Origin of the sequence: Allobosea sp. CRIB-10 (assembly GCF_900112185.1) — a bacterium.
Classification (GTDB): Bacteria; Pseudomonadota; Alphaproteobacteria; order Rhizobiales; family Beijerinckiaceae; genus Allobosea.
The window spans coordinates 238,290-252,377 of the sequence record NZ_FOKP01000003.1 but is presented as its reverse complement, the minus strand read 5'-3'; the positions used below and the strand labels follow the sequence as shown (position 1 = coordinate 252,377).

Below are 14,088 nucleotides of genomic sequence, written 5' to 3'. Positions count from 1 at the left end.
TTCTGCCGATGTCGATCGCTCCCGAAATCGCCCGCCTCAAGGCCTGCGCGGTCGTCCCCGTCGTCGTCATCGACGAGGCCGAGATCGCCGTGCCGCTGGCGGAGGCCCTGCTCGCCGGCGGCATCGACGTGATCGAGATCACCTTGCGCCGTCCGGCCGCGATGGCGGCGCTCGAGGTCGTGGCCAAGAAGGTGCCGGGCATCCTGCCCGTCGCCGGCACGGTGGTGACGCCGGCCCAGGCCGCCGAGGTCCAGAATGCCGGTGCGCTCGCCGTGGTCAGCCCCGGCTTCACCGAGAGCGTCGATGAGGCCATGCGCAAGACCGGGCTGCCCTGGCTGCCGGGCGTCGCGACGGCGTCAGACTGCATGCGCGCCGTCTCGGCCGGCCGCCTCACCTGCAAGTTCTTCCCGGCCGAGCAGGCCGGCGGCGTCGCCGGCCTCAAGGCGCTCTCCGGCCCGTTCCCGCAGATGCAGTTCTGCCCGACCGGCGGCGTCTCGCTCGCCAATCTCGGCAATTACCTCGCGTTGCCGCAGGTGATCTGCGTCGGCGGCTCCTGGCTCGTCCCGGCCGATGCGGTGAAGAATCGCGACTGGGCACAGGTCACGAAGCTGTCGCGGGAGGCGCGCGAGAAGGTCGCCGAGCTGCGCGGCTAGTCTTCGCTCCGCACCGCGCTCCAGGCGAGCTCCTGCGCATAGGTGCGGATGTCGGCCGGCCAGCCCGCCGCCTGCCGGAAGAAGCCGATCTCGTCATTGGCGAAGAGAGCGCGCGTCGCCTCCTCGAAGCCTGGCAGATTGCCAGCGAGCGCGTTCATGAAACGGTAAGCCGCTTCGCGGGCGATGCGCCCATGCGTCTCGCCCCGATCGCCGCGCCTGGCTTCGTCGATCAGGCGACGCAGCGCCTGCGAGGCCCCGCCGGGCTGCGCCGAGAGCCATTCCCAATGCCGCGGCAGCAAGGTCACCTCGCGCGCGACCACGCCGAGCTTCGGCCGGCCGCGTCCGCGCGGCTCGTCACCTAGCCTCGCCACGATCTCGGCCGGCGTACCGCGCAGATCAAGATCGATCACCCGCCCGGTCGTATCGTCGAAAGTCAGCAGCGCCGCTTCCGGGCGCGCGTGCAGGCGTTGCTGGACGGCAAGAGCGACCTCGGCCAGGCGGCCGCGGGCCAAGATGCTATTGCCGTCGAAGGCTGTCGAAAGGCGGTCGGCGTCGGACATGATCGGTTCCTGAGTGATGCCATTAAATACCCGGATAAAAATACTTGAGTCAATATTGCCCGGGTGATATTGGCCGCGACCTCATCGAAAGGAGGGCGCGATGCGTCACGAAGACAGGAAGCTCGCCGTAGCGGCCTACAAGGAACGCAAGATCGTGGCCGGCATCTATCTGCTGCGTTGCCTTGTGAGCGGCGAGTGCTGGGTAGGGCAGGCGCCGGACCTTTCGACGATTCAGAATCGCGTCTGGTTCACGCTGCGCCATGGCGGCCACCGCGGACAGAGCTTGCAGGTCGCCTGGAACGCTCATGGCGAGGACGCCTTCGCCTTCGAGGAGGTCGAGCGGCTCGATGAGAAGGCGCTGGAGGCCGGCCGCGAGCGCGTCATGAAGGCGCGGCTGGCGCATTGGTGCGTGGAGCTGGGGGCGGAAGCGGTGTAAGCCGAACCGCACCGTCATGCTCGCCCTTGTGGCGAGCATCCACGTCTTGAACACCGGACTTGGTGAAGGAAGACGTGGATGGTCGGGACAAGCCCGACCATGACGGAAGAGGGCATCAGCCCGCCAGCCGCTCGACCACCAGATCCGCGATCGCGAGCGAGCTCGTCAACCCGGGGCTCTCGATGCCGAGCAGGTTGACCAGCCCGGGCACGCTATGGACCGCCGGACCGTCGATGCGGAAGTCCGGCATCGGCTCCGTCGGTCCGTGCAGCTTCGGCCGGATGCCGGCATAGTCGGCGACGAGCGCATTGTCCGGCAGGCCAGGCCAATAGGTCCGGATCGCCGCGTAGAACTTCTCGGCGCGGGCGGGATCGACGACGAGGTCCTGGTCGTCCTCGACCCATTCGACGTCAGGCCCGAACTTGACGCGCCCGGCCATGTCGATGGTGGCGTGGATGCCGAGGCCCGCCGCTTCCGGTACGGGATAGACGAGGTGGCTGAAGGGCTGCTTGCCGAGCAGCGAGAAGTAGTTCCCCTTGGCGAAGGATTGCTTCGGCACATGCGCGGCCGGGACGCCGTCGAGCTTGCCGAGCAGGCGTGGCGCGCCATGGCCGGCCGCGTTCACCACAGTGTTTACGGTATAGGTCGCCGGGTCCGCGCCGCCGAAATCGACGCTGAAGCCATAGGCCTCGCGCCGCCAGGCCAGGATCGGCGTGTTCAGGGCGAGCGAGCCGCCGGCCGCCTCGCATTCACCGAGCAGCGACAGCATCAGGGCATGGCTGTCGATAACGCCGGTCTCGGGCGAGAGCAGGGCGACCTCGCAGGTTACCTCCGGCTCCAGCGCCTTCGCCTGCGTGCCATCGAGCCAGCGCAGCGAGGTGACGCCGGAGGCTTCGGCGCGCGCTGCGATCGTCTCCAGCGCCGGGCGTTGGCCGGCATGAGTGCCGACGATCAGCTTGCCGCAGGCTTTGTGCGGCAGGCCGCGCTCGCTGAGATAGGCGTAGAGGAGCTTGCGCCCCTCGACGCAGACCCGCGCCTTCAGCGAGCCCGGCGGGTAGTAGATGCCGGCATGGATGACCTCGCTGTTGCGCGCCGAGGTCTGCGTGCCGATGCCGTCCGCGGCCTCGGCGATCACGACCTCGCGGCCGGCGAGCGCAAGCGCGCGCGCCGTCGCGAGGCCGACGACGCCGGCCCCGATCACCAGGCAATCGATGTCGCTCATGCCGCGCGCTGCGGCATCGCCATCTCGACGAGGCTCGCCCAGTAGGTCATGCCCACCGGAATCGCCTTGTCGTTGAACTCATAGGCCGGGTGGTGCAGCCCGGCGGACTCGCCATTGCCCATGAAGATGTAGGCGCCCGGCCGCTCCTCCAGCATGAAGGAGAAATCCTCCGAGCCCATGGTCGGCGGCACCGTGGTGTCGATCGCCTCCTTGCCGAAGGCGCTCTTCGTCGCGCTGGTGACGAAGTCGGTCTGGCCGGCATGGTTGAAGGTGACGGGATAGCCGCGCTCGTATTCGATCTCGAAGGTCAGGCCGAAGGCCTGGCAGGTGCCGGTGACGATCTCGCGGAAGCGCTTCTCGGCGAGGTCGCGCATCTCCGGCGAGAGCGAGCGGACCGTGCCCTTGATCACCGCATGCTGCGGGATGACGTTGAAGGCTTCGCCAGCCTGCAGCGCGGTGACCGAGACCACGACGGAATCGAGCGGGTCGGCATTGCGTGAGGCGATCGTCTGCAGCGAGGTGACGATCTGGCAGGCGGAAACCAGCGGGTCGATCGTCTCGTTCGGCTTGGCGGCGTGGCCGCCGCGGCCTTCCAGCTTGATCAGGAAGCGGTCGGCCGCCGCCATCATCGGGCCCTTGCGGATGGCGAACTGGCCGATCGGCAGGCCGGGCATGTTGTGCAGGCCATAGACCTCCTGCACGCCGAAGCGCTCCATCAGCCCGTCCTTGCACATCTCGCGGCCGCCACCACCGCCTTCCTCGGCCGGCTGAAAGATCACGATCGCGGTGCCGTCGAAATCGCGGGTCTGCGCCAGATACTTGGCGGCGCCCAGCAGCATGGCGGTGTGGCCGTCATGGCCGCAGGCGTGCATCTTGCCGGGCACGGTCGAGCGGTGCTCGAGATTGGTCTCCTCATGGATCGGCAGAGCGTCCATGTCGGCGCGCAGGCCGATGACCTTGCCGGACTCCTGGCCCTTGCCCTTGATCACGCCAACGACGCCGGTGCGCCCGATCCCGGTGACGATCTCGTCGACGCCCCATTCCTTCAGCTTGTCGGCGACGATGCCGGCGGTGCGCTGCACGTCGAAGAGCAGCTCGGGATGGCGATGGAAGTCGCGGCGGATCGCGCTGATCTCGGGTTCGATCGCGGCGATGAGATCGGATTTGGGCATGATGTCCTCGGCTGGTCTGCAGCTTGGCAGAAAACGGGTTGCCAGGCGCGCACGCTAGCCCGGAGCCATGCGTCCTGTCCAAGCCGATTGCGGCATGAGGGGTGGGAGACTGGCGAATGCGTGGTGCGCGCTGTCCACATCGCCACGAAACCGTTAAGAGCCACGCAGCCGGAGAGTGTCGCTCCGGGCGATCCCGAGCTCACGAGCATCCCCATGTCCGAGGCGAACACCATTCGCGATGTCACCATCCCGGAGCTGCCGAACCATTATCGCGGCAAGGTCCGCGAGAATTACGACCTGCCGGACGGGCGCCGCATCATCATCGCCACCGACCGGCTCAGCGCTTTCGATCGCGCCATCGCCTGCATCCCGTTCAAGGGGCAGGTGCTGACGCAGACCGCGCGCTTCTGGTTCGAGCAGACCGTCGATATCTGCCCCAACCACGTCCTCGACTATCCCGACCCGAACGTCGTGGTCGGCAAGAGGCTCGACATTCTCCCGGTGGAGATCGTGGTGCGCGGCTATCTCGCCGGCACCACCGGCACCTCGATCCTGACCATGTACAAGCAAGGGCAGCGCGAGATGTACGGCGCCCGCTTCCCCGACGGTCTCAGGGACAACGAGGCGCTGCCGCAGGCGATCATCACCCCGACCAGCAAGGCCTTCGATGGTGGCCATGACGAGCCGCTCTCGCCGGCGCAGATACTGGAGCAAGGGCTGCTGACCCAGGCGCAATGGGAGACGCTCTCCGACTATGCGCTGAAGCTCTTCGCCCGCGGCCAGACGCTCGCCGCCGAGCGCGGCCTCATCCTCGCCGACACCAAATACGAATTCGGCACCGACGCCGAGGGCCGGATCATCCTGGCCGATGAGATCCACACGCCTGATTCGAGCCGCTATTGGTTCGCCGGCAGCTATCCCGAGCGCTTCGCCAGAGGAGAGAAGCCCGAAAGCTTCGACAAGGATTTCGTACGCAACTGGGTGGCGGCGCGCTGCGACCCCTATAACGAGCCGATCCCCGCGATCCCGGACGAATTGATCGAGCAGACCTCGCAGGTCTATATCAAGGCCTTCGAGACGATCACCGGCAAGGCGTTCGAGCCGCCGGCACCCGATGTGCCGCCGCTGGAGCGGATCAGGCGGAATCTGGCGCGCTATGTCTGAGGCGGGTTCCGACTGCCGGAGCCGTCGCCACGGAACCGCCGCAGTGCTCGCGCGTTAATGGTAGTCGACTGCCCTTGCCGCCAACGGAGGCTGCCATGCGCCGCCTGATCGTTCTCGCCGCTTCGCTCGTTCCCATCTTCGTCTTCACCGCCCATGACGCTTCGGCGCAAGGGTGGGGTGGCAGAGGCTTCCACGGCGGGGGTATCCGCGCCGGTGGCTTCGGCGGCGGTGCGTTCGGTGGTGGACAGCGTTTCGGCCTGGCGGGACGGAACTTCGGCGGCTTTCGCGCGGGCGGCTATGGCTATCGCGGCGGCTTCTACCGCGGCGCCGGCTGGGGCTACCGGCCGGGTCGCTGGTATGGCGGTGGCGGCTATTACGGTCGCCCGGGCTATTGGCGGCGTGGCTATTACGGCGGCGGCTGGGGCTGGGGTGCTGGAGCCTTGGCGGCGGGTACCGTTCTGGGCGCCGCTGCTGCTTACCCCTATTACTATGGCGACTCCGGCTATTACGACTCGTCCTATTATTATCGCCGGCCGTACTACGCCGGACCTTACTACGCCGCTCCTGTGTCATCGGGCATCGGCAATTACTGCCAGACGCCCGTGCGGACCTGCCAGTTGATCAATCCATCCGATCTCGGGGCCGGCTGCTCCTGCCGCGTCGCCGGCGGGCGGGCTCGCGGCAGCGTCGTTCCCTAGGGACGCCAGATCGCTTGAAGGCGCGTCTGTGGCGCGCCGTCAGGCCATCTCAGACCCCGAATTCCTGGCGCCAGCGCTCGATGTCGTCGAGCGAGACGTTCGAGCCGCACAGCACCAGTGCGACCCGCTCGCCCGGCTCGAACTGGTCCTTGCGCGCCATCGCCGCGGCGACCGTGCAGGACGCTGCCGGTTCGAGCAGGACCCGGCCGTTCTGCAGCACCCAGACCAGCTCGCGCACCGCCTCGGCATCGGGCACGACGACGATCTCCTCGAGGAACTGGCGCGCCGCCGCCATCGTCCGCTCGGTCGCGAAGGGTGCGCCGAGCGTGCGCGCGATCGAGGTCGGGCGGATCGGCACCGGCTTTCCGGCTTCGAGCGCCTGGGTCATCGTGGTGGCGCCCTCGGTCTCGACGCCATGGATGCGGACGGCCGGGTCGAGCCCCTTCAGCGCCGCGCCGACGCCGGCCGAGAAGCCGCCGCCGCCGATCGAGATGAAGACATGGTCGATCCGCCCGCCGGCATCGGCCGCAAGCTCGAGGCCGACCGTGCCATGGCCGGCGATGATCGCCGGGTCGTCATAGGAGTGGACATGGGTCATGCCCTTGCCTTCATACTCCTCCGCCTTGGAGAAGGCAGCGAGCGCGTCCTCGCAGAGCTCGACTTCGCCGCCGGCCTCCTGCGTCAGGCGGATGTTGAGCGGAGCGACGTTCTTCGGCATCAGCACCAGCGCCCTGATGCCGAGCATGCTGGCGACCAGCGAGACGGCGATGGCGTGGTTGCCGCCGGAGACGGTGACGACGCCGCGCGCCCGCTCGGCCTCGGACAGGCCCAGCAGCTTGTTGTAGCAGCCGCGCACCTTGAACGAGCCGGCGAGCTGCAGGCTCTCGACCTTGACCACGGTCTCGACGCCGAGCCTTGCCGAGAGGCCGGCGCTCATGAAGGTCGGCGTGCGCCGGACCTTGCCGGCGATGCGGTTGGCGGCGGCCTGGATGTCGGCGAGGGAGACGTCGAAGGACATGGCGGACTCACGCGGTAGCTTTGCTTGGCCGGCACATCAGCGCGCCCGGCGCAGCCCGGTCAAGCGCGCAGAAGCGATTGACGACAGGCAATGCCAGCGTAGCCTGCCGGCACGGTTCCTGCCTCTAGGCCGTTTTCTGGAGATTTTCACCCGTGCGTTATTCCCCCAAGGAGATGCTGGCCAAGCTGGTGTCGTTCAACACCGAGTCCTGGCGCAGCAATCTCGATCTGATCCATTTCTGCCGCGACTATCTCGCCGCGCACGGCGTCGAGAGCACGATCGTGCCGAGCCCGGACGGGCAGAAGGCCAATCTCTATGCGACCGTCGGCCCCAAGATCGAAGGCGGCATCGTCCTCTCCGGTCATACCGACGTCGTCCCGGTCGAGGGCCAGGACTGGAGCTCCGATCCGTGGACGCTGACCGAGCGCGACGGCAAGCTCTATGGCCGCGGCTCCTGCGACATGAAGGGCTTCGACGCGATCGCGCTGGCGCTGGTACCGGAGATGCTCGAAGCGGGCTTGAAGCGGCCCTTCCACATCGCTCTCTCCTATGACGAGGAGGTCGGCTGCATCGGCGCCGCGATCATGATCGAGGCCATGGTGGAGGCGGGCCTGAAGCCCTCGGCGGTGATCGTCGGCGAGCCCTCGATGATGCAGGTCGTCACCGGCCACAAGGGCGGTACCCGCATGAAGACGACGGTGCGCGGACATGCCGTGCATTCGAGCCGCGTCGACATCGGCGTGCCCGCGGTGATGGTCGCCGGCAAGCTGATCGCCTGGCACGACGAGGTGATGGCGCAGAACAAGGCGAATGCGCAGCCTGGCATCCCGTTCGAGCCGCCCTATTCGACGCTGCATGTCGGCGTCGTCGCCGGCGGCACCGCGGTCAACATCACCGCCGAGCATGCCAGCTTCAGCCACGAGGTCCGGGTCATGCCCGGCGACGATACGGACTATGTCGCGCGCTACCGGGCGAAGATCGCCGAGCTGGAGGGGCCGATGAAGGCGATCGCGCCCGAAACCGGCATCACCATGGAGATCACCTCCCAGACCCCGCCGCTGGCGCCGGAGAAGGAAGGCGCCGCCGAGACGCTGTCGCGCCGCATCACTGGCGACAATGCCAGCCATGTCGTTGCCTACGGCACCGAGGGCGGCCTGTTCCAGGCGGCAGGCTGGTCGACCGTGGTCTGCGGCCCCGGCGACATCGCCCAGGCGCATCAGCCGGACGAGTTCCTCACCGTGGCCCAGCTCGACGCCGGCACAGCCTTCGTCCGCGCGCTGATCGCGGAGCTGGCCCGCTGAGGCGAAAGGGGCGGGGTGCTTCCTTGCGGGTGTTCACCCCGTCCTTCGCAGCTTCGTGCGTCACATTAGTTGTATTCGCAACAAAGTTCGATCTGGAACGAAGTCGATCGGCCGCACTGGACGCGGGCTTCGAACCGTCATTAATCTGCCGCCTTCGTCGGCCTGCCGCCAAAATAAGCAGGTGGCCGGCACCGCTCCTGGGGAGGAGTGGTTTCTAACCAAACGGGAGCAGTCTCACATGTCGTTCAAGACCCATTGCCTGGCAGCCGTAGCCGCCCTGGCCTTGATGTGCGGGGCTGCGCAAGCCCAGACCTTGCGATACGCCAACCAGGGCGAGCTCAAGTCGCTCGACCCCTATACCGTCAACGAAACCACCACCAACGCCCATCTCGGCCATCCCTATGAGGGCCTGACCGCGCGCGGCAAGGACCTCAAGATCGAGCCGGCCCTCGCCGAGAAGTGGGAGATTTCGGCGGACGGCCTGAAATGGCGCTTCTTCCTGCGCAAGGGCGTCAAGTTCCATGACGGCTCGGATTTCACCGCCGATGACGTGATCTTCTCGGCCGACCGCGTCCGCGCCCAGGGCTCGAACTTCACCACCCGCATCCCGACCAGCGCCAAGTTCGTCAAGGTCGACGACCACACGGTCGATGTGATCCTGACCGCGCCGAACCCGATCCTGAACGCGCAGTGGGACACCTGGTACATCATGTCGAAGAAGTGGGCGGAGGCGAACAACGCCGTCGCCCCGACCCCGGCGGCCGCCACCACCCCGAGCCACGCCTCGCTCAACGCCAACGGCACGGGCCCCTACAGGATCGAGAGCCACCAGCCGGGCGTGAAGACCGTCTTCAAGCTCAACGAGAACTATTGGAAGAAGATCGAAGGCAACATCAAGGAGATCATCTTCACGCCGATCTCCTCGGACGCCACGCGCGTCGCCGCGCTTCTCTCCGGCGAGGTCGACGTGATCGAGCCGGTTCCGATCCAGGACATCCAGCGCGTCAACGCTTCGGGCAACGCCCAGGTCCTGACCGGCCCCGAGCTGCGCACCATCTTCCTCGGCTTCGACCAGACCCGCGACGAGCTGCTCGAATCGAGCGTCAAGGGCAAGAACCCGTTCAAGGACCCGAAGGTCCGTCAGGCCTTCTACCAGGCGATTGACATCGAGACGATCAAGAGCCGCGTCATGCGCGGGCTCTCGACCCCGTCGCCGCTGATGATCGCGCCGGAGCTCTATCCGCATGCCGGCTTCACCCGCGCCAAGTTCGACACCGAAGCCGCCAAGAAGCTGCTCGCCGAGGCCGGCTACCCGCAGGGCTTCGAGCTCGGCATGGATTGCCCGAACGACCGCTACGTCAACGACGGCCAGATCTGCCAAGCCGTCGTCGGCATGCTCGCCCGCATCGGCATCAAGGTGAACCTCAACGCCCAGCCCAAGGCGCAGTATTTCGCCAAGGTGCTGAAGCCCGGCGGCTACAAGACCTCGTTCTACCTGCTCGGCTGGACCCCCGGCACCTTCGACAGCCACAATGTCCTCTACGACATCCTCGGCTGCCGCGATGTCGCCGGTTCCTCGCGCGGCGAGTCGAACCTCGGCAATTACTGCAACAAGAAGGTCGACGAACTGACCGACAAGATCCTGGTCGAGTCCGACACCGCCAAGCGCAACGCCATGATCGGCGAAGCCTACAAGATGACCGTCGACGAGTTCTCCTACATCCCGCTGCACCAGCAGGCCCTGGCCTGGGGTGTGTCGAAGAAGGTGAAGCTCGCCCAGCGCGCCGACAATTCGGTGCTGCTCTACTACGCCACCAAGGAGCAGTGAGGGTTTGAAGGGCGCGGAGGCGAGGAGCCGACGCGCCCTTTCTCCATCTGCAGCTTTGACGCCGTCCCGTACGGGCCGGCTTCCGATTCCTTGTAAGGGCGACCATGCTCGCATTTGTCCTGCGCCGGCTGTTCCAGTCGCTGATCGTGATGCTCGCGGTCGCGCTCATCGCCTTCGCCATGTTCCGCTTCGTCGGCGACCCCGTGAACCAGATGGTCGGCGTCGACACGCCGCAGGAGCAGGTCGCGCAATTGCGCCAGACGCTCGGTCTCGACGAGCCGGTCATCGTCCAGTTCGCGCGCTACATCTACAATGCCGCGCGGCTCGAGTTTGGCGTCTCCTACCAGTTCCGCCTGCCGGTGATCTCGCTGCTCGGCGAGCGCGCCCCGGCGACGCTGGAGCTCGCCTTCATGTCGGCGCTGTTCTCGCTTCTGGTCGGCATCCCCATGGGCGTGTACACGGCGCTGCGCCGCGACAGCTGGCTGGCGAAGATCTTCCAGACGGTCTCGCTGGTCGGCATCAGCCTGCCGACCTTCCTGATCGGCATCCTGCTGATCTACCTGTTCTCGGTCACGCTCGGCTGGCTGCCCTCCTTCGGGCGCGGCGAGGTGGTCAAGCTCGGCAACTGGTGGACGACCGGGCTTTTGACCGCCTCCGGCTGGAAGGCACTGATCCTGCCTTCGATCACGCTCGGCCTGTTCCAGATGACGCTGATCATGCGCCTCGTCCGGGCCGAGATGCTGGAGGTGCTGCGGACCGACTACATCAAGTTCGCCCGCGCCCGCGGCCTCAAGACGCGCGCCATCCATTTCGGCCATGCGCTGAAGAACACGCTGGTGCCGGTCATCACCATTGCCGGCCTGCAGCTCGGCTCGATCATCGCCTTCGCCATCATCACCGAGACTGTGTTCCAGTGGCCGGGCATGGGCCTGCTCTTCCTCAAGGCGGTGCAGCAGGTCGATATCCCGATCATGGCCGCCTATCTCATGTTGATCTCCTTCCTGTTCGTCAGCATCAACCTGATCGTCGACCTGCTCTACGCGCTGGTCGATCCGCGCCTGCGCGCGACGGTCGGGGCGCATTGAGGCCGGTCATGAGCGCGCAACCCACATCCCCTGCGAAGCATCCGCCCTCGCTCTGGTTCCGCATCCTCGACAGCGACATTCTCGCGAGCTTCCTGCGCTCCAAGGTGACGATGGTCGCCGCCGTGATCGTGCTGGTGCTGTTCGTCGGCGCCTTTTTCTCGCCCTGGATCGCGCCGACCAACCCCTTCGACCCGGCGACGGTCTTCCTCGCCGACGCCAACATCCCGCCGGCCTGGCAGGATGGCGGCGACCCGAAGTTCATCCTCGGCACGGACGACCAGGGCCGGGATCTCTATTCGGCGATCCTCTATGGCCTGCGCGTCTCGCTGATCGTCGGCCTGCTCGGCGTCGCGCTGGCGGCGACGATCGGCATCACGCTCGGCCTGCTCGCCGGCTATCTCGGCGGCCGCGTCGATTCGCTGATCATGCGCATCGCCGACGTGCAGCTGACCTTCCCGGCGATCCTGATCGCCCTGCTGATCGACGGCGTCGTGCGCGGCATCTTCAAGCACGCCAACCGCGAGGACACCGCGCTCTATGTACTGGTGATCTCGATCGGGCTCTCCTTCTGGGTGCAGTACGCCCGCACCATCCGCGGCTCGACCCTGGTCGAGCGCAACAAGGACTATGTCCAGGCGGCGCGCCTCGTCGGCCTGCCAGCGCCCCTCATCATGCTGCGCCATGTCCTGCCGAACGTGATTGGCCCGGTGCTGGTCATCCTGACCATCAATCTCGCGCTCGCCGTCATCACCGAGGCGACGCTCTCCTTCCTCGGCGTCGGCCTGCCGCCGACGCAGCCTTCGCTCGGGACGCTGATCTCGATCGGCAACCGCTATCTGTTCTCCGGCGATTGGTGGATCGTCACCTTCCCGGGCGTGACGCTGGCGATCCTCGTGCTGGCGGTGAACCTGCTCGGCGACTGGCTGCGCGACGCCCTGAACCCGCGGTTGAGGTGAGCCGATGAGCGAGACCGTCCTCTCCGTCCAGGATCTCACCGTCGAGTTCGTCACCCGCCGCGGCACGCTGCGCGCCCTCGACAAGATCTCCTTCGACATCGCCCGGGGCGAGGTGCTCGGCGTCGTCGGCGAATCCGGTGCTGGCAAATCGGTCACCGGCTCGGCCATCATCGGCCTGATCGACCCGCCCGGCCGCATCGCCGACGGCAAGGTCGTGCTCTCCGGCGAGCGCGTCGACCATCTCCCGCCCGAGCAGATGCGCCGCGTCCGCGGCAAGCGCATCGGCATGATCTTCCAGGACCCGCTGACCAGCCTGAACCCGCTCTACCGGGTCGGCGAGCAATTGATCGAAACGATCCAGACCCATACCGATCTCAACGTGGCCGATGCCCGCAAGCGCGCCATCGCTCTGCTCGACGAGGTCGGCATCCCCGCGCCGGAGCGGCGCATCGACGGCTATCCGCACGAATTCTCCGGCGGCATGCGCCAGCGCGTCGTCATCGCGCTCGCGCTCTGCGCCGAGCCGGAATTCATCATCGCCGACGAGCCGACGACGGCGCTCGACGTCTCCGTGCAGGCGCAGATCATCGCCCTGATCAAGCGGCTCTGCCAGGAACGCGGGACCTCGGTGATGCTGGTCACCCACGACATGGGCGTCATCGCAGAGACGGCCGACCGCGTCGCGGTGATGTATGCCGGCCGCGTCGCCGAGATCGGCCCGGTGCGGGAGGTGATCAAGCAGCCGCTCCACCCCTATACGCAAGGGTTGATGGGCGCGATCCCCTCGATCACTGGCGATGCCGAGCGGCTCGTGCAGATCCCGGGCTCGATGCCCAGGCTTTCCAGCATCCCCCAGGGCTGCGCCTTCAATCCGCGCTGCTCGAAAGTGTTCGATCGTTGCCGCGTCGATCGGCCGGAGCTCATCGATGTCGGCGGCCACCAGGTCGCCTGCCACCTCTACGACAAGGCCAAGGCGCCGGCCGGCAAGACGGAGATCGCCGCGTGAGCGACAAAGCCTTCGTCCAGGTCCGTGACCTCAAGCGCGTCTTCGACGTCTCCAAGCCCTGGCTCAACCGGGTTCTGGAGCGCCAGGACAAGCAGTATCTCAAGGCCGTCGACGGCGTCTCCTTCGACATCCGCAAGGGCGAGACCTTTGCGCTCGTCGGCGAGTCCGGCTCGGGCAAATCGACCGTGGCGCGCATGGTCGTCGGCCTGCTGAACCCGTCCGGCGGCACGGTCTCGATCGACGGCGTCTCGATGTTCGACGCCAAGGCGGCGCAGGAGCGTCAGCGCCTGCGCAAGCGCATGCAGATGATCTTCCAGGACCCCTACGCCTCGCTCAATCCGCGCTGGCGCGTCGGGCGGATCATCGCGGAACCGATCCATGCCTTCGGCATCATCCGGGGCGAAGCTGCGGTCACTGAGCGCGTCGGCGAACTGCTCTCGCTGGTCGGCCTGCATCCCGACGACGGCAAGAAGTTCCCGCACGAATTCTCCGGCGGCCAGCGCCAGCGCATCGCGATTGCTCGCGCGCTCGCCTCCAATGCCGAATTCATCGTCTGCGACGAGCCGACCTCGGCGCTCGACGTCTCCGTCCAGGCCCAGATCCTCAACCTGATGCGCGATCTGCAGGAGAAGTTCGGGCTGACCTATCTCTTCATCAGCCACAACCTCGCGGTCGTCCGGCATATGGCGACCCGCATCGGCGTGATGTATCTCGGCCGCCTGGTCGAGGTTTCCGACGGCAAGCAGCTCTTCGCCGCCCCGCGCCATCCCTATACGCGGATGCTGCTCGACGCGGTGCCGGACCTCGCCATGATCGGCAAGCCGCGCGAGGGCGTGAAGGGCGAGATTCCGAACCCGATCAACCCGCCCTCGGGCTGCACCTTCCATCCGCGCTGCCCGCTGGTCTTCGACCGCTGCCGGGTCGAGAACCCGCCGGCGATCGACGGTGTCGCCTGCCATGCGGTGAATGCGGGGAGAGAAGCGGCGTAG

14 protein-coding genes are annotated in these 14,088 nt (G+C 67.0%); 10 read left to right on the top strand and 4 right to left on the bottom strand.

Annotation, left to right across the window (positions count from 1 at the left end):
• Positions 1 to 8: 8 nt before the first annotated feature.
• Positions 9 to 653: a bifunctional 4-hydroxy-2-oxoglutarate aldolase/2-dehydro-3-deoxy-phosphogluconate aldolase gene (eda, locus tag BMZ69_RS06295; RefSeq protein ID WP_092155707.1), complete on the top strand. Its 645-nt coding sequence runs from the start codon at positions 9 to 11 to the stop codon at positions 651 to 653.
• Here the strand turns inward: eda and BMZ69_RS06290 are convergent.
• The gene (locus tag BMZ69_RS06290) at positions 650 to 1,213 is read right to left on the bottom strand and encodes a DUF2239 family protein (protein ID WP_092155706.1); all 564 of its coding nucleotides are present in this window, start codon (positions 1,211 to 1,213) and stop codon (positions 650 to 652) included. The two genes, eda and BMZ69_RS06290, sit on opposite strands and share 4 nt — an antisense overlap.
• Positions 1,214 to 1,313: 100 nt before the next feature.
• Here BMZ69_RS06290 and BMZ69_RS06285 point away from each other — a divergent pair, with 100 nt between their 5' ends.
• Entirely contained in the window at positions 1,314 to 1,649 is a 336-nt protein-coding gene (locus BMZ69_RS06285) for a GIY-YIG nuclease family protein (RefSeq protein WP_092155705.1), read from the top strand.
• A gap of 115 nt (positions 1,650 to 1,764) precedes the next feature.
• On the opposite strand, the gene BMZ69_RS06280 is transcribed toward BMZ69_RS06285, so the two are convergent.
• Together BMZ69_RS06280 and BMZ69_RS06275 are read right to left on the bottom strand one after the other, a co-directional pair.
• The gene (locus BMZ69_RS06280) at positions 1,765 to 2,871 is read right to left on the bottom strand and encodes an NAD(P)/FAD-dependent oxidoreductase (protein ID WP_092155704.1); all 1,107 of its coding nucleotides are present in this window, start codon (positions 2,869 to 2,871) and stop codon (positions 1,765 to 1,767) included.
• Positions 2,868 to 4,043: a M20 aminoacylase family protein gene (locus BMZ69_RS06275; protein ID WP_092155703.1), complete on the bottom strand. Its 1,176-nt coding sequence runs from the start codon at positions 4,041 to 4,043 to the stop codon at positions 2,868 to 2,870. The genes BMZ69_RS06280 and BMZ69_RS06275 overlap by 4 nt, the downstream gene beginning before the upstream one ends.
• 213 nt (positions 4,044 to 4,256) lie before the next feature.
• Here BMZ69_RS06275 and BMZ69_RS06270 point away from each other — a divergent pair, with 213 nt between their 5' ends.
• Positions 4,257 to 5,207, top strand: coding sequence for a phosphoribosylaminoimidazolesuccinocarboxamide synthase (locus BMZ69_RS06270; protein ID WP_092155702.1), 951 nt, complete (start codon positions 4,257 to 4,259; stop codon positions 5,205 to 5,207).
• Between the two features lie 95 nt (positions 5,208 to 5,302).
• Positions 5,303 to 5,905 (top strand): hypothetical protein, encoded by a 603-nt coding sequence (locus BMZ69_RS06265; RefSeq protein ID WP_092155701.1) that lies wholly within the window; start codon positions 5,303 to 5,305, stop codon positions 5,903 to 5,905.
• Positions 5,906 to 5,954: 49 nt separating this feature from the next.
• Here BMZ69_RS06265 and BMZ69_RS06260 read toward each other — a convergent pair whose 3' ends face one another.
• Positions 5,955 to 6,923 carry a threonine ammonia-lyase gene (locus tag BMZ69_RS06260; protein WP_092155700.1) on the bottom strand — a complete coding sequence of 323 codons (969 nt, stop codon included), beginning with the start codon at positions 6,921 to 6,923 and terminating at the stop codon, positions 5,955 to 5,957.
• Between the two features lie 152 nt (positions 6,924 to 7,075).
• Between BMZ69_RS06260 and argE the strand changes: the two genes are divergently transcribed.
• From argE to BMZ69_RS06230, 6 genes are all read left to right on the top strand, one after another.
• Positions 7,076 to 8,224: an acetylornithine deacetylase gene (gene argE, locus BMZ69_RS06255; protein WP_244543230.1), complete on the top strand. Its 1,149-nt coding sequence runs from the start codon at positions 7,076 to 7,078 to the stop codon at positions 8,222 to 8,224.
• A 286-nt stretch (positions 8,225 to 8,510) separates the two neighbouring features.
• Positions 8,511 to 10,052, top strand: coding sequence for an ABC transporter substrate-binding protein (locus BMZ69_RS06250; RefSeq protein WP_244543251.1), 1,542 nt, complete (start codon positions 8,511 to 8,513; stop codon positions 10,050 to 10,052).
• A gap of 104 nt (positions 10,053 to 10,156) precedes the next feature.
• On the top strand, positions 10,157 to 11,137 hold the full coding sequence (locus BMZ69_RS06245; RefSeq protein ID WP_092155697.1) for an ABC transporter permease: 981 nt from the start codon (positions 10,157 to 10,159) through the stop codon (positions 11,135 to 11,137).
• 8 nt (positions 11,138 to 11,145) lie between these two features.
• Entirely contained in the window at positions 11,146 to 12,093 is a 948-nt protein-coding gene (locus tag BMZ69_RS06240) for an ABC transporter permease (RefSeq protein ID WP_092155696.1), read from the top strand.
• A gap of 4 nt (positions 12,094 to 12,097) precedes the next feature.
• A complete protein-coding gene (locus tag BMZ69_RS06235; RefSeq protein ID WP_092155695.1) occupies positions 12,098 to 13,099 on the top strand; it encodes an ABC transporter ATP-binding protein in 1,002 nt (333 codons plus the stop codon).
• Positions 13,096 to 14,088, top strand: coding sequence for an ABC transporter ATP-binding protein (locus BMZ69_RS06230; protein ID WP_092155694.1), 993 nt, complete (start codon positions 13,096 to 13,098; stop codon positions 14,086 to 14,088). The genes BMZ69_RS06235 and BMZ69_RS06230 overlap by 4 nt, the downstream gene beginning before the upstream one ends.